An 18,638-nucleotide genomic window follows, 5' to 3' on the forward strand; every position below is an offset into this window, starting at 1 on the left:
ATATTATATGAAAGTAAACTAATAATATCTAGTTTCATTTTTTAAAATCGATTTGTACACCTGTAATTTTATTATTGAGAGTAAACATATGGCTAAAAAATACCCTCTATAAGCTTGTAAAAAGCTCATAGAGGGTATGGTTTCTAATATAGAATTTATGCTGGTTCTAGAGTAGCAAAAAACAGATATTTTTCACTATTTTGTATAATTATATAATAAATATCAGTATAGTGAAAAAAATTACTCTTCATATCTATAATAAAAGAAGAAAGATATTATAAAAGATATAGCTGAAACTAAAGAAGTGAGGTATATACCAGATTTTTCTACTCCCTTAGGTGCTGTGGTAATAGCAGAAAGGATATCTCCATTTCCAGCTACTAATATAATTGGAAGTATAAGTATAGATATCATAAAAGCCATCTTTAAGAAAAATCCCTGTATACCAAAACAAACTCCCTCTATTCTATTTCCATTCTCTTCACTTATCTTGCTACCTATTTCACTGAGCATAGCTGGTGGGAAGATAAAAGCTGAACCAGCAACAGGTATACCAATTAAAGCAAAAAGTGGATATCCCATAGAAACTGGAATGATTTTTCCTAATTGGAATAGGCAGAGAGTGAAAAATGTAAGCATAGCTAGACAAGCTAACATAATTTTTCTATAGCCATATTTTTTAGAAAGCTTATTTGTTGGATAGAAAAATAGAGCTGACATTCCAAAGAGAAGAGCTGATGCAATAGTGATAGCTCCTTTTCCCATTCCCATAATATCCTCTATAAAGTAGTTCATTATAGCTCTTAGATTATTAAAACCTATAAAGAAAAATAGAAGTCCAAAAAGATAGTTGATAAAAGCTTTATTTTTAAAAACTATCCTCATAGTATCTCTAAAATTAGCTTGAGAAGTTTTACCAAGAGAGTATTTTTTCTCAGGAACTAAAAATACAGTGATAAGTCCACCAATAATAACTAACACACATAGAGAGATAACCATACCTCTTACACCTACAAGAGTATCCCCCTTACCTATCATTCCTATTAATGCTCCAGGAATAATCATAGCGATAGCTGTATAAACTAATCTAAAAACTGATTGCCAAGTAGAAAGATTTAATCTCTCTTCAGTTGTCTGCCCTATCTCTGGGATAAGAGAGTTGTAAGGGGCTCCTACTATTGTATAAAAAGTAAAGAACATAGAACCAACTATAGCTAGATAGATAAAAGCTAATTTTTCATTATTCATAGGTGGATAGAAAAAAGCAATAGTAAATAGTGCTAATGGAATAATTCCCACAGCTATAAAAGGAATACGCCTACCCCATCTCGTATTTACTTTATCAGATAAAAATCCTACTACTGGGTCAGTTACCATATCTACAAATCTTGAAATAACTAGAGCTAGTGAGATAAGAAGTGGAGCCATTACAGGCTTTAGTCCTGAACTCTCTGGTGGTAGATAAAAATATAGTATCCATTGAGCAAATATCTGGTCAACAATGGCATAGCTTACCCCTAATCCATAAAAAATCTGTATACTTGTAGGTAATCTTTTACTCATTAGTTTCCTCCTTTAAAATTATTGGGGACTTATAGTCCTTGTAATTATTTATAAGTCTATATATTTTTGAGCTTTCTTCGTTGAACTCTATTAGAGAGCAAACCTCTGGAGAAAAAATCTCATTCATTTTTTTGTAAGAGGTGATAATCTTACTGTTTTCAAATTTCTTTAGATAACTTAGATACTCTCTTCCCTTAGAATTAAATCCTAGTACTCTCACATAGGGGATAGATTTTTTTACCTCTTCAGTGATAGAGTTAGTAAGTCCTAAAAGTGTATGAGTTAGTACCCTTTGTACTCTTCCCATAGTGTATCTTCTATTGCTAATAGCTTGAAAAAAATCTTTATAGTCAGAAAATTTTACAGCTCCTTCATAGAGCCTATTTTCAAAACCAATCTCCATATCCTGTATATCAGATAGTTTTTTAGAGTTTTTAATTAACTCATATCTAATAAGAGAGTAAAAATCTTCCATATATGTAAAGTTATCATAATCTTTTAAAATATTATAACTTTCCTTTGTAACAATATTTTTAATCTCTTCATTTTTTTTAAGATGCTCTCTAATCTTTGTAGCACTTGCAAAATCTCCTACAATATTTGTATCGTGATACCCTACCTTTTCTCTTTTTAGAGTCATAGGTGTTATGGAACTTTTCCAATATTTGATGGCTTTTATGTATTCAAGTCCTAAGATATCGTTGGAGTTAAGTTCACTCTCTCCTAAAATCTCTTTCATAGTTAGACTATGTGCAGTGGGATATGAATGTCCCTCTTTTAATCTCTCTTTTAATTTTATTTTAAACTCATCACTTTCTTGAAGTGTAGATATTCTTTTTAACTCTTCAATCTCTCCTCTCTCTGAACCAAATATCATAGAGTTACATCTTAATTCTTCTAAAATTCCAACAGCTCCTTTAGCAAAAATCTCTGCACTTTGTGAAGAATAAAAAACAGGTAACTCTACTACTATATCTATTCCATTAGCTAAAGCCATCTTAGCCTTTGTCCACCTATCAACTATTGAAGGCTCTCCTCTTTGAACAAAATCTCCACTCATAACAGCTATGATGATAGAGTCAGGATTCAGTTCTTTAGCTTTTTGTAGATGGTATCTGTGTCCATTGTGAAAAGGATTGTATTCCACTACTATTCCTGTGGCTTTCATCTTCTCTCCTTTCTTTGATTTTATTTTCATATTATATCATATTTTATTTAGAAATTTATATAAAAATAAGGAGAGGGCAAACCTCTCCTTAGATTATTTTACTAAGTTTCTAATCCATTTACCAGAGATTAATCTAGGTAGAGTAGCTATCATTTTAAAAGGTTCTTCCATACAAACAAAGAAATAAACAGTTGTGATAGGATATTTAAAATATGTAGCTCCCAAAAAAGATAGAGGTACTCCTATTCCCCATACAGCTATTAGCTCAACAATAATAGCATACAATACATCTCCACCACCACGTAATACTCCAAGTATTTGTACAGCTCCAAAAAATCTTACTGGTACAAATACTGACATTATTTTAAGAACAGTTATAACATTAGCTTTTGTTTCTGGAGTAATCTTAAATAAAAGAACAATAAATGGAGATAGAAGATAGAAAAATATTCCAACAATAATTCCAAGGAAAACTCCAAAGATATTTATCTTAATAGCAGCTTCCTTAGCTTCACTCTCTTTTCCAGCTCCAATTTTATTCCCTATGACTATACTAGTGGCAATAGCAATACCAATAGCAAAGATATTAAAGGTATTGTTAATAGTATTGGCTATCTGCATAGTAGCAGTGGCATTAGTTCCAAGTTTAGAGTAAGCTATAAAATATACAGTAATTCCTCCTATCCACATTACATCATTAAATACAACAGGAGTAGCAGTTTTGATAAATTTATTGATTAAATCTCTTGTAAAAGTAAACATCTCACTAACTTTACCAGCTATAATATTTTTATCTCTGATATATATAGTGTGTAGTATAAAGCTCATCTCCATAAGTCTAGCTACAGTAGTTCCAAGGGCAGCACCAGTTACTCCAAGAGCTGGGGCACCGAATTTTCCAAAGATAAGTATGTAGTTTAAAATTCCATTGAAAATTAGTCCAATCAAACTAGCGTACATAGGTATTTTTGTATAACCAGCACTTCTTAGAGCCATAGCAAAAGAGAGAGATATACTTGTAAAAATATAACTAGGTGCCACAGCAGCTAGATAATCTTTTCCTAAATCAGAAACAATTTTTTCTTGAGTAAATATTCCCATAATATTTTCAGCAAAGAAGACTCCACCTATAACAAATAAGATAGCTGTAATAAGGGAGAAAAGAAGAGATATTCCCATAAATTTATAGATACTTTTTATATCTTTTTTACCCCAATATTGAGCCATAAATATTCCAGCTCCCATAACTATACCATTAGTAGCATTGTAGTAAAGCATATAATATTGGTTGGCTATCCCTGTTGAAGCGATAGCGTTTTCTCCAAGACTACCTATCATCAAGTTATCAAGTAAGTTTAATGATGCTCCAATAAGGTTTTGTAAAATAATTGGAATAGCTAAGATTAAAAGATTTTTAAAAAATTCTCTGTCTTTCTTAAAATTAATTAACATAAATCCTCCTACAAAAAAATAAAAGCAGGTGGGTTATCAGCCGCCCATCTGCTTTTTTATATATTTTATTCCTTTGTTATTATACTATTTTATTCTTTTTCTGTCAATTTTGATTATTTTAATAATTCTTTTCCTTTATTTACATATTCATTCATAATATCTCTAGGAACCATATTTCCACCAGTTGCCCAAGCTATATGAGTGATATTTTCTTTTTTGATATTGTGGGCTTTCAAATAACTCTCTCCAACCTTATCTTTTTCAATGAGTTCTATTCCCTTTACCCCAGCTAAAGCACTAGGCTCAAGGTAAATATTTTCTAAATCTGCCATTTGAGCTAGATATATATACATTTGCTCATCGCTTAAAGTATAAGAACCAGATACAATATTTTCTACACATCTACCTACAAAACTAGATGCTCTACCTACGGCAAGTCCATCAGCAGCAGTTTTATTATCTATTCCAAAATCTTGTACACAAACTTTATCGTGTAGCTTAGTAGCAAGTCCAAGAGTCATACAAGGAGAGTGAGTTGGCTCAGCAAAAAAGCAGTGGACACTATCTCCAAAAATAGATTTTAGACCAAACATAACTCCACCAGGACCTCCTCCTACTCCACAAGGAAGATAAACAAATAGAGGATTTTCCTTAGTGATTACTATATTTTTTTCCTCTAGCTGTTTTTTTAGACGAAGAGCAGCTACTGTATAACCTAAGAAAAGAGTTTTAGAATTTTCATCATCTATAAAATGACAATTTTTATCAAGACTAGCTTGTTTACGTCCCTCTTCAACAGCCTTGCTATAATCCTCTTTATATTCAATAACATTGACACCTTTACTTCTAAGCATATCTTTTTTCCATTGTCTAGCATCTGCTGACATATGAACTGTTACTTTAAATCCTAGCTTAGCTCCCATTATTCCAATAGATAATCCAAGATTTCCAGTAGAACCAACTGCTATTGAGTATTGAGAAAAAATCTTTCTAAAATCTTCACTATCTAAAATCTCATAATTATCTGTAATCTTTAATTTTCCACTTTTGATAGCTACATCTTCAGCAAATTTTAGTACTTCATAGATTCCCCCTCTAGCTTTTATTGAACCAGAGATAGGAAGATGACTATCACATTTTAAATATACTTCTCCCTCTACATCTAAAAGATTTTTCATCTTATCAATTTTTACTAAAGGAGATTCAATTATTCCCTTACTTATTTTTGTTTCTGGAAAAACTTTTTCTATATATGAGGAAAATCTCTCAAGTCTTTCACTAGCATCAACTATCTCATCAAAAGAGATTACAGATTTTTTTAATACCTCTTCTGTTGATAGAAGATTTTCGTTTAACCAAAATACATCTTCTAAGTTACACATTTTTTCAATTATTGGAAACTCTTCTTTCCACTCTTTTATCTCTTTACCTAATACCATCATCACACCTACTTAATTATAAATTAATTTTATTAATTATATATTAATTTAAAATTACTAAAATGTCAATACTGAAAATAATTTAAGAATTAAAAACTAGGTGGATTGATAGCAAAGATAACTTTTACTTCATCTTTCTCTTCATTTATCCATCTATGTTCAGTAAGAGCAGGAATTCTAATACTATCTCCCTCATTTAAAATATACTCTCTACTTCCAATTGCTATTTTAACTTTCCCTTTTAAGATAAAAGCTACCTCTTCTCCCGAATGACTCTGTCCTATCTCTTCAGTGAAAGAGTAACTAGGGATATTCATCATACAAAATTCAATACTTCCTTTAGTATCAGGAGTTAAGAGCTCATATCTCACTTCATTATTTTCTGGAAGTCCAATAGATTTTCTACTATTAGCTCTGACTACTAACTCTTCATTATTTTCCTCTTTGAAAAACATAAATAGAGGGACATCTAAAGCTTTTGATATAGCTCTAAGAGTAGCAATAGATGGATTAACTAAATCTCTTTCTATCTGACTTAACATAGAAGATGTCATTCCAATTTTTTCAGATAACTCTTTTATTGTAAGTTTTTTATTTAATCTATAGTTTTGAATTTTTTTTCCTAAACCTAAATCTAAGATATCGTTCTTCATAAAATTTCCTTTCAATAAATATTTTAATTTTATTATATCATCTTTGAAAAAAAATACAAAAAATAAAAATAGCAGAATTTTCATCTGCTATTTTTACTCTATATAAAATATTTTGGGGAAAGATTTATTATGTATTAATGATACCATATGATTATGACAAAAATATTACAAAGATAAAAAATTATTGACTAATAAAAATTAATTGATTTAATCTATTATTTGTTCTTTTTTTATGATAAAATTAAATAAAAAAATGCTTTGTAAATCCAATTATTTTAGGAGGAGAGATGTTTAAATATTTTAAACCTTATATCCCAAGAGGAATAATAGCAGCCCTCTTTAAGATGGGAGAGTCCTTTGCAGATTTGACACTTCCACTTATAATGGCTAAGGTAATAGATATTGGGGTTTCTAATAAAGATTTTGAATATATTCTTTCTATGGGAGGAAAGATGATTTTAGTAGCTGGAGCTGGATATCTTTCAGCTATTTTGTCTAATTATTTTTCATCTAGAACCTCTCAAGAGTTTGGAGCAAATTTAAGAGAAAGTATATTTACAAAGATTCAGCACTTTACATTTAACCAACTGAATAAATTTTCACAAGCCTCTTTGATAACGAGAATAACCAAAGATGTAGACCAAGTTACTAATATGTTTTTGATGTGTATAAGAATGGTGTTGAGAGGGCTTACTACGGGAATAGGAGCAGTAATTATGGCTATAATTATCAATCCAACACTTTCTATTATTTTTATAATAATAACACCGCTTATAATCTATTCAACTCTTTACTATATGAAAAAATCTTTTGGGCTTTTTGATTTGGTACAAAAAAAATTAGATAATTTGACATTGATACTTAGAGAAAATTTATCAGGAATTAGAGTAGTGAGAGCTCTTTCTAAAGAAAAGATAGAAGAGAGTAGATTTGACAAAAAAAATGATGAATTGAAAGAACAAAGTATAAAAGCTGAGAGTCTTATGATAAGTAAGCTTCCTTTTATAACATTGATTATGAATTTAGGTGTAGTAGCAGTGCTTTGGTTTGGTGGAATAAATGTACACTATGGAAATATGCACTTAGGAGAGATAGTTGCCTTTATCAATTATCTCAATATGATACTATTTGCAATGAATGCTCTTTCATTTTTATTTACTCTTTATAGTAAAACTAGTATCTCATATAAAAGAATAAAGGAGATAGTAGGAGAAAATATAGAGGTAGTAGAGCAGGAGGAATTTGAAAAAAATCTCTCAGATAATATTTTAGAATTTAATCATGTGTATTTTTCCTATGATAAAAGTGATAGATATGTACTAGAGGATATAGATTTTAAAATTAAAAGAGGTGAGAGTATAGGAGTAATAGGTGGAATTGGTTCTGGAAAATCTACACTGGTTTCTCTTATCCCAAGATTTTTTGATGTGGTAAAGGGAGAGATAAAAATTGATGGAGTAAATATTAAGAGATATCAAGAGAGTGAACTAAGAGGAAAGATTGGACTAGTTTTGCAAAAAGCTTTTCTTTTTTCTCAAAGTATAAGAGAGAATATAATGTGGGGTAATCAATATGCTACTCAAGAAGATATAGAGTTAGTAGCACATATCTCACAAGGAAAAGAGTTTATAGAAAAATTTCCAGAAAAATATGAAACGGAATTGATTAAGGGTGGGAATAATCTTTCTGGAGGACAAAAACAGAGAGTTTCCATTGCAAGAACACTACTAAAACAACCAGAGATACTCATTTTTGATGATAGTTTTAGTGCATTAGATTTTATTACTGAGCATAAGCTAAAAGAGGAATTAAAAACCTATATGAAAACAGTTACAACTATAACTATATCTCCTAAAATATCCTCTCTTATTAAGATGGATAGAATAATAGTGATGGATAATGGAAAGATAGCAGGATTCGATACCCATGAAAATCTTATAAAAAATTGTAGTGTATATAGAGAGATTTGTGAATCACAAGAGATATGTACAACAGAGGTGTGTAACTATGAATAAGAGTATATTAAAGAAATTGACTCCATATCTTTACCAGTATAGATATAAATTTTTATTTTTAATATTCTTAGCCATAATAGGAAATATTTTGACTTTGATAGGACCATATCTAGTGGGGAAAGCTGTCAATGTTATCCATATAGATATGAGCAAGGAAAACTTTATATATTTAGCTGGGATATCAGTGGCTTTACTTTTTACATATATCTCTGGAGCATTTCTCTCTTTAATACAGAATATCAAAATGAATAAGATATCTCAAGAGATAGTAAATGTGATGAGAAAAAATGCCTTTAATAAGATACATAAGTTTCCACTTAAAGTATTTAATAGTATGGCACAGGGAAATATTTTAACTATTCTTATAAATGATATAGATAATATCAGTAGTTCTTTATCTCAAATAGGAACAAGAATAGTAGTAAATATCTTAACTATATCTACAGCTCTAGGAATTATGATATACATAAGTCCATCTCTTACAATAATACAACTAGCTCTTGTATCTGTTACTGGATTATTTTTAAAAGGGATAACTAAGAAAAGCAAGGAGAAAAGAAGAGTTCAACAGAGATATTTAGGGAAATTAAATAGTTATGTAGATGAGATACTCACAGGACAAGCAGAGGTAAAATCATTTTCCTATGAAGAAAGAGCTATTGAAAAATTTAAAAAGCTCAATGATGATTATCGTGAAACTGCTATAAAAACTCTATTTTTTTCAGGATTTAATTTTCCAACTTTGAACTTTATAAATAATATAGGGTACTCTTTGATAATTTTTACAGGAGCTATATTTATGTTAAAGGGAAAAATTAATTTAGGGGAACTATCTAGTTTTATTATTTATTCCAAACTTTTTAATAGACCTATTGCAAGTATATCAGAAGCATATAATATTATCCAAGCTGTTATAGTTAGTTCAGAGAGATTTTTTTCTTTTATGGAATTAGAAGAGGATAGTATAGGTGGAGAAAAGGAATTAATTCCAGAAAAAATAAGAGGAGAGATAGAATTTAGAGATGTAAATTTCTCATATGATGATGAGGTAAGTGTATTAAAAAATCTTTCTTTTAAAGCGGGAGCTGGAAAAGTTGTAGCAATAGTTGGACCAACTGGTGGAGGAAAAACTACAATAGTAAATCTACTTATGAAATTTTATGATATATCTTCAGGAGAGATACTTCTTGATGGAATCAATATTGATGAATATAAAAAATCTGATATAAGAAAATTATTTGGAATGGTTTTACAAGATAGTTGGCTATTTACAGGGACAATTGAGGAAAATATTAGATATGGAAATGAAAATATTACCCATGAAGATATAATAAATAGTGCAAAGCTTGCTTGTGCTCATGATTTTATTAGTAAATTACCTATGGGATATGATACAATAATAAGTGAAGATAACATGGTATTATCTCAGGGGCAAAAACAACTTATTACTATTGCTAGAATAATTGCATCGAATCCTAAATTTTTAATTTTAGACGAGGCTACAAGTGGAGTAGATACTAGAACAGAATTAAGATTGCAAAAAGCTATTTCCAATATAACTAAAAATAGAACAAGTTTTGTAATTGCTCATAGACTTTCTACCATAAAAAACGCAGATTTAATATTAGTATTGAAAGATGGAGCTATAATTGAGAAAGGTACTCATAAAGAGTTGATGGAGCTAGGGGGATTCTATCAAACTATGTACAATACTCAATATGCTTTATAGGGGGGATTTTTTTGTTACTAAAAAAAATAAATATTTATAATCCTTTAACTAGAAAAGGATTTACACAGGATGTTTCATTGATAATGGAACCAGCTATCGAAGCTATGTATTTGGAATTAAAAAATAATCATGAAGCTCTGTTCAAACATAAGGAACTATTATCTTTAAGTCCTGTGGGAATGAAAAATTTTAGCATGGAGATAACAGGATATGAGGGAACAGCTCTTTATAAAATTTTTCATGAAGAGGATTTGGTAGTATTAGGGGAAGTATTTACTAATGATGAGGAAGTAAAGAAATTTTCTCAAGATTTAGCACCTGAATTGGCAGAAGCTTATAGTAATATACCAGCAGCTCCTGTATCTACTATAATTTTTGCTAGAGATTTCTATAAAATTAATAGAATTATGCAAGAAACAGTATTTTCTTTTTGTAGATTATTAGGTTTTTCTGCTGTGAGAGTTTTAGCAGACCATAAATAAAAATTAAAATAATTTAAGAATGACTTTCGTTCAAAGAATAAAGAGCAAGTATGGCTTCCAAAATTCTAAGAGCTTTAGCTCTCTAAGAATTTTGAGACACAGAAAGCAAAGCTTTCAGTGTTTCCTTAATGTAACACAGAAAATAAATTTCTGTGTCTCAATAGTAGTAGTCGTTAAAACTCCTCTACTATTGGAAAACTCGTTTCACTCAAACAGTTGTGTTTTTTAGCGTTTGCTTTCGCTGACTTGCTCTATTTATTCTCTTCAATCTTCATCATTCTTAAATTTTATTTTTGATTTCAATTTAAAAATTTGTAAGAAATTTTTATTTTTAAGCTTTAATAATATTTCTTTTTACAAAAATCATCATTTTAATAAATATTCCAGTTATTAGTATAGTTGCTAAAGTAGCAGCTACACAAGCAAATGTGTACCAAAATTCTCCCTTACCTAAATCAAAAGCTTTAATGTAGTTAGAATATTTTAATATAGCTGTTGAACTAATAGCTAATGGGAAAGTAAATGAAGCATATACTGGAGTAAAACTGATTTTAAATATTCTAAACATAGCTATATATATAAGTGCTGTCATAAATAATCCCAATGGGAAAAGAAAATTAATTATAACTGGATTAGGGTTACTAAAAGCTACTAAGTATCCAGCTAAACAAAGATTAGGTGGAGCAGCCATAATAGCAAATGTTGGTAATCTAGTATCATCTATTCTTTCAACAAAGATTATTCTATAAAGCATCATTGGTAGCATTATGATATAGAAGATAAATCCTATGTAGAAAAGTGCATGTGATAGATGAGGCATTCCCATTAGTGTAGAATCAACACAAGCTACAACTATTCCAATAGGAGGAACAAACCAACTAGGTACCATATGGTGTATATCCCAAGAATTAAATCTATGATAGATAAAAGATACTGCGAAGATAAAATGTAATACTATACATAAAAGCCATAATCCTTTACCTAAAGTAGCAGAGAATCCATATAGGATAACAGAAAAATTCATAAGTGCCATATCTAATGTAGGAATAAAACTTCCTAATGTTGGGTGTTTTAATTCCTCTTTAAAAACTTCAAAATGTAAAATATTTTTTATAATAATAGGTAACAATAACATAAGAGATATAAAATTACCAACATATAGAAAAATAGGTGATAAAATAACTGCTAATACTCCACTTACTCCAGATACTCCAAGAGCTAGTCCTGTAAATGCAACTGGTAAAGATTTGAAAAGCTCTTTAAAAGATTTCATATTTATCCTCTCCTTTATAATAAATATATAAATAACTATTCTTGTTTACAAAATAATTATAATATTTTTTTATATAAAAGTCCAGATAAATATTAGTAAAATTTATAATTCTTTATTTTGTAATAATAAAAAATTATTATAGATAAAAGGAGAAATATTTTAATATAATAAAAATCAAGAATAATTTTAACTTTAAAGAATAAAAATCATTCTTGATTTATTTTAGTTTATTATAAATATTTAAATTGTAATAATTTTTTTCTCTTTAATAAAACTTAGATTTTCCAAATTTTACAGCTCTACTTTTAAAAGGAAAATAGATAAGGTAAGTGAGGATAATATATATTAATTCTACTACAACAATATAATAAGGCCATTCTCCGAAATAATTTATAGGAGATGAAAAATCAGGGACTCTATTGACATATAGATAATTAGTACCTAAAGAATCATTTAGAAAATATACTCCTAAACATATTAAGTTGATTACGAAAAATGCTATAAAATATCCCCAAAGTGTTGGACGAAATTTAAAAAAGATATAAGCATAAACTACAGCAAATAATATATAGAAATGAGTTGTAAAAAAACTCAAAGTCATAAAATTAGGGAAAGAATACTTTACATCAGGAGTAGCAATAGCAAAAATAGCTCCTAAGCTCCAATAAAAACATAGTTGAAATAGTGTCTTTGAACCACTTAACATCATTATAATAACAAATATTAAAGTGATATTACATAGATGAAGTGGTAAAAGCTGAAAAATCTCTTCATTATTGTAGAGATGTCTGTATGTTAATTCAGCTAATTTTAAAATAAAAATAGTTATTGCTGAGATCTTTGCAAAATATCTTTTATTGAAGAAATTAGCTATGAATAGTAAAAAAGTAAAAAATAAAATATTAGAAATAATTAAAATAAAATGTTCATTACTAAAAAGTTTAAAAGTTTCCATAGTCCCACTCCTTATTTATGAAATCCTAAATCAGCTGGATTATAATCTCCAGATACATATTCTACACTTCCGCCAGAAAGTTCAAATTTTTTTCTAGCCTCCACCACTTTTAAAATTAATTCAATAGTTTCAGAAGGGAGATTATCTTTTTTGAAAATCCCTTTAGACCAAAAATATAGAACTAAGTTACTATCCCCATAAATATGTTTATAATTTCCTTTAGTAGCAATATCAATAGCTAATAAAAGTCCAAGTAACTCTCCAAAATTATTTGTTTTTTCCTTTCCTAAGTGAATATTTCCAAATTCATTTGGAATATAACCATAGGAATTAAAGTGAGTAAGAGAGTTTCCTTTCTCATCAGTAATTCTGGTTTCAACTCCTATTCCTCTACCAGTTCCTGCATCAAAATATATTCCCATTGGAAGATTTTCTTGAATTTCCTTTTTTATCTCAGCTTTTTTTTCATAGTTAGCCCCTGCACCTAGCCAAGTTTCACACTCTTTTCTTGTGGGAAATGATTTATATCTAGCTTTTTTTCCGTTGACTAAAGTTTTACATTCGTCCCAAGTTTCTACAATACCAGAAATATTTTCTTTTTCTAAAAAGTATGCATAAAATTTTTTTGCCACAATTTTCCTCCACAAATTCCTTTATAGAGATATATTACCTCATAAAATAAAAATTTACAAATGTTTTTAAAATATATTCAAAAAATAGTTGCACAATTATAAGAATTATGGTAAAATAATTCCGATATTAAGAAAAATTTTTGTAGGAAGGTGAAAATATGAAAAACGGAATTCATCCACAATATAATGTTGTAACTGTTGAGTGTACTTGTGGAGAAAAATTTGAAACAAGATCAACATATGCTAAAGGAAGCGAACTTAAAGTAGCTGTATGTTCAAAATGCCACCCATTCTATACTGGAAAGGCTAAATTCATCGATGCTGCTGGAAGAGTTGACAAATTCAACAAAAAATATAGCATTAACAAATAGTAGAAATATTATAAAAAAAGAAAAGCAGGAGGAGAGAATCCTCCTGCTTTTTTAAAAATAAAAAATAGGGAGAAGTTCATGAAAATATACAAAAAATTATTGAGTATAATATTTTTAATATTATCATTTAATTTGTTAGCTCAAGAAAAAGTATATAAGATAGCAACAGACATAAATTTTCCACCATTTCAATATAGAAATAGTAAGAATGAACTTATAGGAATAGATATAGAGTTATTAGAAGCAATAGCAAAAAATCAGAATTTTAAATATGAAATTTTAGAGTTAGGATTTCAAGGAGCTATAAATGCACTAAATAATGGAGAGGTAGATGTTATTTTTTCAGTAATGACAATAACAGATAAACGTAAAGAGAAATATGATTTTTCAAATCCATATGTAAAAAATGGAATTGCTTTAGCAGTTAAAGAGGATTCAGATATAACTTCTTATGAAGATTTAAAAGGGAAGACAGTAACAATCAGAACAGGGACAGTAGGGCATGATTTTGTTAGTAAAATATCAGATAAGTATAATTTTTATTTAGTACATTTAGATGATGATTTAAATTTAGTTGAAGATGTAGTTAATAATATGTCAGATGCTTGTTTTGAAGATAGTATATATATAAGATATAATATATCAAAGGGAGAAAAAATAAAATTAGTCATAGAAGAAAAGCCACATTTAGAATGTGGAGTAATGGTATTGAAAGGAAAAAATCAAGAGCTATTAGAAAAAATAAATAAAGGTTTAAAAGAATTGGAAAAAAATGGAACATATGGGAAAATAATGGATAAATATTTAGTTGGATATAATGAGAGCCTTTAGAGAGAGTTGATTTTTATTATTTAAGAGCTGTAATTTTAAAAATTACAGTTTCTTTTTTTTTTGACTTAAATTTTTCTTTGATTAAAATATGTGTTCTTATAATTGACAAAAAAAAAAATGATACACTATATTAGTGTTATAATATAATTTTATTAATTTTTAATTTTAAAGGGGTTGAAAAAAATTTATATATTAATATTATTGGTTATAATCAATACTTTAACAATAGCAGAAGAAATAACTTTGGATGTAACAGCTAGAATAGTAGAGAATTTAACGATAACTACTAATGATGTCAATTTTGGAAAAATAGTAAGAGGAAAAGAAAAAAGAGAACCAGATGTTCCTGGAATGATATATATAGATGGAGAATCAAATTCGATAGTTTCTTTGGAATTGCAAGGAAATGGAGAAGAGATGAAAAATATACTTAACTTATATTATAAAGGAATAAAAAATGAAGAAAATAAAATTGCTTATAAAGCAAAGTTTTTTAGAAAAAATGGAGAAGAGGTTTTATTAAATTCTAATGGTAAATTAACTTTAAATTTATCTGATGAAGGAAGTGAAGAGATAAATTTAAAAGGAAGTATACAGACGGATAAAAATATAGAGTTGGGCAACTATGAGGGAGTAATTTCAATAAGAGTTAAATATTTAAGATAAAAGGAGTTTTAATGAAAAGTTTAATAATTTTGATATTTTTATTCTCAATAAATATTTTTGCTGGGGAAGCAACAGTAAATATATCTGCAAAAATATTAACTCCTATAAAGTTAGAGGTTAAAAGAAATGTGGAGTTTGGTAATATTATAGCTGGAGGAAAAAATATAGAGGCTAAAACAAAAGGTGAAGTAAGCGTAAGTGGAATAGGAAAGGTAAAAATGTTTTGGAGAGATAGTGAGAGCAACCAATTCCAAGAAATGACAAAAAATTTAAAATTGAAAATGAAAAATAGATTGGGAGAAAAATTTGATGCTACATTATTTGTTCAAGATAAGAGTAGTTTAAAAAAATTAGAGTTTGTTAATGAAGAGGAAAAATTAATAAGAATAGATGGTTATATAGCTGAATTAAATAAAAATTTAGCAAAAGATGATTATAAAGGAGCAGTAATTATTCGAGCAGAATATATTAATTATTAGGGGGCAGAAGATTTTGAAAAAAATATTTATGTTTTTATATTTATTAATCACTATAAATATATTAGGAATGGAAGAAATAAAAGTTTCTTATCCTAAAGGCAGAGTGGATTTTAGTTTTTATCAAAATTTAGAAGAGGATAAATATAAGGGGAAATATGTAGATTTATTTGATTTTTTAAATAAAGATAAAAAATATAAATTCAAATATCAAATTGAAAAAAAAGATGAAAAAAATTTAGCTGATATTCAAATCAGAAAACTTGGTAATTTTGATTCAAATTATAGTTATATTGAAACAGCATATACACAGAGGATATATGTAATAGCTAAAAAAGGAGTAGACTTAAAAAATATAGATGAAAAAGAAAATTTAAGAGTTGGATATTTTGGAAAAGGAATAGAAGAGATAGAGAGATTAAAAAATTATTATGATACTCCAGAAAGTGATGTTACAATCTTTAGGAATGAAGAGGATATTTACTATGCTTTAATAACTGGAAATATTGATATTGCAGTGATAGCAAATCTAAAAAAAAGTAGTAATTTTCCTGATGTAGAGATTCTTACAACAATGAATGTAAAGGAGTACATTGGAATAAGAAAAGATAGAGAAGACCTATATCAACTTTTTAGTAAAAATATTGAAAAATTCGATAATAAAAAATTATTAGAGAGTAATAAAAAAAATAGAATAGAATATTTTAAATATTTATATAAAGATACTCCAACATACAATGATATAAAAATTAGATATAAAGACTTAAAAGTTTTAATTCCAGATAAAGAGTTTCTTCCTTACTATAAGAGTAGAGGAACTAAGTCAGAGGGAGTAGTTCCATATATAGGAGAAGAAATAGAAGAGATTTTAAGAGTTCCAGTAAGATATGTTCTTTCAAAAGATGAAGCTTGGGATATAAATGGAGTAGATTTTACTAAAGATAAATCAACTCTAAGTAGAGGATATTTGAGAAATAAAATAGTTGGAATTAATAAATTAACAGATGCTACTATACTTACTTATAAAGATTTAGAAGGAATGACAATAATAAAATTAAAGGATACAAATTTAAATAATTTACTGTCAAGGTTAAATAATAAAAAAATAATAGAAGTAAGTTCATTTGATGAGGGAATGAATTATTTAAAAAGTACTAAAAATAGTGTATTTATAGGAACACAATTATATTTAAACTATTATTTAAGAAGTGAAAATTTAGATAAAAAATATAAAATTAGTCAATCTAAATTTGAGATTTCAACGGAGATGACATTTAAAGATAGAGAATTAATGAAAATACTAAATGAAGTATTATTAAGTTATTCGGCTGATGAGATAGAGTATGTTGCTAATACTATGGTTGTTCCAAAATTAAATTTAAAAAGATTTGTTGTTGAAGGAATTTTAGCTGGAGTTATATTAGTTTATATAGTTTTATTAATTAAAAGAGGGAAAAAATAGAAAGGATATAAAATGAAAAAAAATATGTTAAAAGTAATATTTTTTTTTCTTATAGTTGCAGTAAGAAGTTTTTCGATAATTGATGATGAGATAAATGAAATATTTCAAATAGAGAGTAGTAAAAATAAAGAGTTAATATTAGAACAAGAGGTAAGGGCAGAAACTTTTGACCCAGTTTTAGTTAGGGATACATATTCTAAAAGATTGATTGATTACTTATATCAACAACTTTTTAAAATAGATGAAAATGGAAATGTGGAAAATTGCCTATTAGAAAAGTCTGAATGGAAAGATAAAACGAAACTGTATTGTATATTAAAAGATGATATATATTTTTATAATGGGGATAAAATAACAGCTTATGATGTAAAAGCTTCAATAGAGGATTTCATAGAAAGAAGTTTTATGAATATGTCATATGATTCAATAAAAAAGGTAAAAGTAATAAATGATAGAGAGTTTTATATTATTTTGAAATATCCAGATGTAACTTTAGAAAGAGCTTTGACTAATCCTATTATTTCTATAATAAAAAGAGTAGATGGGAAAATATTAGGAAGTGGAATATATTATGTAGCTGAAGAAAAAAATAAAGCATTTCTTTTGAAAAAGAACAAATATTATAAAGAGGAAAAATATGATTTTGAAAGTGTAGAGGTAAGGGGAGAATTAAATAGTTACCAAAGAATATTAAACTCTATGAAAGCTCATAAGTATATAACCTATGATTTATATAAAGAAGATATAGAAAAAGCTAAAGAGATAGGAGCTATAACCGATAGAATAAAAATAGAACAAGGTAATATTTTTGATATATATTCTCTGTTATTTGGAAATAATTATGAATACTCTTTAGACGAAAAAAAAGCTATTGAATCAATAATAGATAGAGATATAGAAACTGTTTATCCAGAAAAAATGTTTTTGAAGATAAAAGGGTTAAATGAAAATAAGTTTAAATTATCAAAATTAAAAAAAGAATATTCTTTAGAAAAATCTAGGGAAATAATTAAAAAGAATAATTTAGATAAAAGAAAAATAGAAATAATGTGTTTAAATACGATTCACAGTAGAGAAATGGCTAATAAAGTAATAAGAGAACTAGAAAAAGAAGGATTACAAGTAGAGTTAAAAATATATGATTTAAATAAATTTATGCATAAATTAAGAAGTAAGGACTATGATATTGCTGTATATAATATAACCATAAGTTCTAAATATTTAGGAGCGAGCTTAGAAAAAATATTGATAGGAGATTTGGCAAGTGAAGAGCTACATGATTCTATAGGACCATTTATATCATTGATGAAACAATCTAAAAGTCAAGATGAGGCTTTCTTAGCGTTAGATAAAATATTATCTTTGATTTATAGTGGACGTTATTTTATCCCAATAGAGCATAAGGAAACATACATTTTAGGTGAAGGCGAAGTAATACAGAGAGTAAAAAAATAAAAAGTGAGGATACATT

At 27.7% G+C, this 18,638-nt stretch carries 17 protein-coding genes; 9 read left to right on the top strand and 8 right to left on the bottom strand.

What is annotated here, in order from left to right:
* Positions 1-240 precede the first annotated feature (240 nt).
* From FMAG_RS00810 to FMAG_RS00830, 5 genes are all read right to left on the bottom strand, one after another.
* Positions 241-1,563: an MFS transporter gene (locus tag FMAG_RS00810; RefSeq protein WP_005883129.1), complete on the bottom strand. Its 1,323-nt coding sequence runs from the start codon at positions 1,561-1,563 to the stop codon at positions 241-243.
* Complete coding sequence (locus tag FMAG_RS00815; RefSeq protein ID WP_005883131.1) at positions 1,556-2,731, bottom strand: nucleotidyltransferase; 1,176 nt, start codon at positions 2,729-2,731, stop codon at positions 1,556-1,558. The genes FMAG_RS00810 and FMAG_RS00815 overlap by 8 nt, the downstream gene beginning before the upstream one ends.
* Before the next feature lie 93 nt (positions 2,732-2,824).
* Positions 2,825-4,183 (bottom strand): MATE family efflux transporter, encoded by a 1,359-nt coding sequence (locus FMAG_RS00820; RefSeq protein WP_005883133.1) that lies wholly within the window; start codon positions 4,181-4,183, stop codon positions 2,825-2,827.
* Between the two features lie 113 nt (positions 4,184-4,296).
* Positions 4,297-5,622 carry a D-serine ammonia-lyase gene (locus FMAG_RS00825; RefSeq protein WP_005883135.1) on the bottom strand — a complete coding sequence of 442 codons (1,326 nt, stop codon included), beginning with the start codon at positions 5,620-5,622 and terminating at the stop codon, positions 4,297-4,299.
* Positions 5,623-5,711: 89 nt separating this feature from the next.
* On the bottom strand, positions 5,712-6,275 hold the full coding sequence (locus tag FMAG_RS00830; protein ID WP_005883137.1) for a helix-turn-helix domain-containing protein: 564 nt from the start codon (positions 6,273-6,275) through the stop codon (positions 5,712-5,714).
* Between the two features lie 287 nt (positions 6,276-6,562).
* Between FMAG_RS00830 and FMAG_RS00835 the strand changes: the two genes are divergently transcribed.
* The 3 genes from FMAG_RS00835 to FMAG_RS00845 are packed head-to-tail and all read left to right on the top strand — an operon-like array spanning position 6,563 to position 10,501.
* A complete protein-coding gene (locus FMAG_RS00835) occupies positions 6,563-8,290 on the top strand; it encodes an ABC transporter ATP-binding protein (protein ID WP_005883139.1) in 1,728 nt (575 codons plus the stop codon).
* Positions 8,283-10,019: an ABC transporter ATP-binding protein gene (locus FMAG_RS00840; protein WP_005883141.1), complete on the top strand. Its 1,737-nt coding sequence runs from the start codon at positions 8,283-8,285 to the stop codon at positions 10,017-10,019. Before FMAG_RS00835 ends, FMAG_RS00840 begins: the two co-directional genes overlap by 8 nt.
* An 11-nt stretch (positions 10,020-10,030) precedes the next feature.
* Complete coding sequence (locus FMAG_RS00845) at positions 10,031-10,501, top strand: hypothetical protein (protein ID WP_005883143.1); 471 nt, start codon at positions 10,031-10,033, stop codon at positions 10,499-10,501.
* 331 nt (positions 10,502-10,832) lie between these two features.
* Here the strand turns inward: FMAG_RS00845 and FMAG_RS00850 are convergent, their stop codons facing one another.
* From FMAG_RS00850 to FMAG_RS00860, 3 genes are all read right to left on the bottom strand, one after another.
* The gene (locus FMAG_RS00850; RefSeq protein WP_005883145.1) at positions 10,833-11,774 is read right to left on the bottom strand and encodes a TDT family transporter; all 942 of its coding nucleotides are present in this window, start codon (positions 11,772-11,774) and stop codon (positions 10,833-10,835) included.
* A 265-nt stretch (positions 11,775-12,039) separates the two neighbouring features.
* On the bottom strand, positions 12,040-12,729 hold the full coding sequence (locus FMAG_RS00855; protein ID WP_005883148.1) for a TMEM164-related integral membrane acyltransferase: 690 nt from the start codon (positions 12,727-12,729) through the stop codon (positions 12,040-12,042).
* An 11-nt stretch (positions 12,730-12,740) separates the two neighbouring features.
* Positions 12,741-13,364, bottom strand: a complete 624-nt coding sequence (locus FMAG_RS00860) for a ribonuclease H family protein (RefSeq protein ID WP_175613361.1) — start codon at positions 13,362-13,364, stop codon at positions 12,741-12,743.
* Positions 13,365-13,519: 155 nt separating this feature from the next.
* On the opposite strand from FMAG_RS00860, the gene rpmE reads away from it, so the two are divergent.
* From rpmE to FMAG_RS00890, 6 genes are all read left to right on the top strand, one after another.
* Positions 13,520-13,732 (top strand): 50S ribosomal protein L31, encoded by a 213-nt coding sequence (gene rpmE, locus FMAG_RS00865; protein ID WP_005883152.1) that lies wholly within the window; start codon positions 13,520-13,522, stop codon positions 13,730-13,732.
* Positions 13,733-13,810: 78 nt separating this feature from the next.
* On the top strand, positions 13,811-14,563 hold the full coding sequence (locus FMAG_RS00870) for a transporter substrate-binding domain-containing protein (protein WP_005883154.1): 753 nt from the start codon (positions 13,811-13,813) through the stop codon (positions 14,561-14,563).
* Between the two features lie 174 nt (positions 14,564-14,737).
* Positions 14,738-15,229, top strand: a complete 492-nt coding sequence (locus tag FMAG_RS00875; RefSeq protein WP_005883156.1) for a hypothetical protein — start codon at positions 14,738-14,740, stop codon at positions 15,227-15,229.
* An 11-nt stretch (positions 15,230-15,240) separates the two neighbouring features.
* Positions 15,241-15,708: a hypothetical protein gene (locus FMAG_RS00880; RefSeq protein WP_005883158.1), complete on the top strand. Its 468-nt coding sequence runs from the start codon at positions 15,241-15,243 to the stop codon at positions 15,706-15,708.
* 13 nt (positions 15,709-15,721) lie between these two features.
* On the top strand, positions 15,722-17,167 hold the full coding sequence (locus FMAG_RS00885; RefSeq protein ID WP_005883160.1) for a type 2 periplasmic-binding domain-containing protein: 1,446 nt from the start codon (positions 15,722-15,724) through the stop codon (positions 17,165-17,167).
* A 12-nt stretch (positions 17,168-17,179) separates the two neighbouring features.
* Positions 17,180-18,622: an ABC transporter substrate-binding protein gene (locus tag FMAG_RS00890; protein ID WP_005883162.1), complete on the top strand. Its 1,443-nt coding sequence runs from the start codon at positions 17,180-17,182 to the stop codon at positions 18,620-18,622.
* Positions 18,623-18,638: the final 16 nt, after the last annotated feature.

It is taken from the genome of Fusobacterium mortiferum ATCC 9817 (genome assembly GCF_000158195.2).
In the GTDB taxonomy this organism is placed as follows: domain Bacteria; phylum Fusobacteriota; class Fusobacteriia; order Fusobacteriales; family Fusobacteriaceae; genus Fusobacterium_A; species Fusobacterium_A mortiferum.

Excerpts from the sequence above, each read along its gene's own strand:
- FMAG_RS00810 (WP_005883129.1), bottom strand. The coding sequence starts at position 1,563 with ATGAGTAAAAGATTACCTACAAGTATACAGATTTTTTATGGATTAGGG.
- FMAG_RS00815 (WP_005883131.1), bottom strand. The coding sequence starts at position 2,731 with ATGAAAGCCACAGGAATAGTAGTGGAATACAATCCTTTTCACAATGGA.
- FMAG_RS00820 (WP_005883133.1), bottom strand. The coding sequence starts at position 4,183 with ATGTTAATTAATTTTAAGAAAGACAGAGAATTTTTTAAAAATCTTTTA.
- FMAG_RS00825 (WP_005883135.1), bottom strand. The coding sequence starts at position 5,622 with ATGGTATTAGGTAAAGAGATAAAAGAGTGGAAAGAAGAGTTTCCAATA.
- FMAG_RS00830 (WP_005883137.1), bottom strand. The coding sequence starts at position 6,275 with ATGAAGAACGATATCTTAGATTTAGGTTTAGGAAAAAAAATTCAAAAC.
- FMAG_RS00835 (WP_005883139.1), top strand. The coding sequence starts at position 6,563 with ATGTTTAAATATTTTAAACCTTATATCCCAAGAGGAATAATAGCAGCC.
- FMAG_RS00840 (WP_005883141.1), top strand. The coding sequence starts at position 8,283 with ATGAATAAGAGTATATTAAAGAAATTGACTCCATATCTTTACCAGTAT.
- FMAG_RS00850 (WP_005883145.1), bottom strand. The coding sequence starts at position 11,774 with ATGAAATCTTTTAAAGAGCTTTTCAAATCTTTACCAGTTGCATTTACA.
- FMAG_RS00855 (WP_005883148.1), bottom strand. The coding sequence starts at position 12,729 with ATGGAAACTTTTAAACTTTTTAGTAATGAACATTTTATTTTAATTATT.
- rpmE (WP_005883152.1), top strand. The coding sequence starts at position 13,520 with ATGAAAAACGGAATTCATCCACAATATAATGTTGTAACTGTTGAGTGT.
- FMAG_RS00870 (WP_005883154.1), top strand. The coding sequence starts at position 13,811 with ATGAAAATATACAAAAAATTATTGAGTATAATATTTTTAATATTATCA.
- FMAG_RS00880 (WP_005883158.1), top strand. The coding sequence starts at position 15,241 with ATGAAAAGTTTAATAATTTTGATATTTTTATTCTCAATAAATATTTTT.
- FMAG_RS00890 (WP_005883162.1), top strand. The coding sequence starts at position 17,180 with ATGAAAAAAAATATGTTAAAAGTAATATTTTTTTTTCTTATAGTTGCA.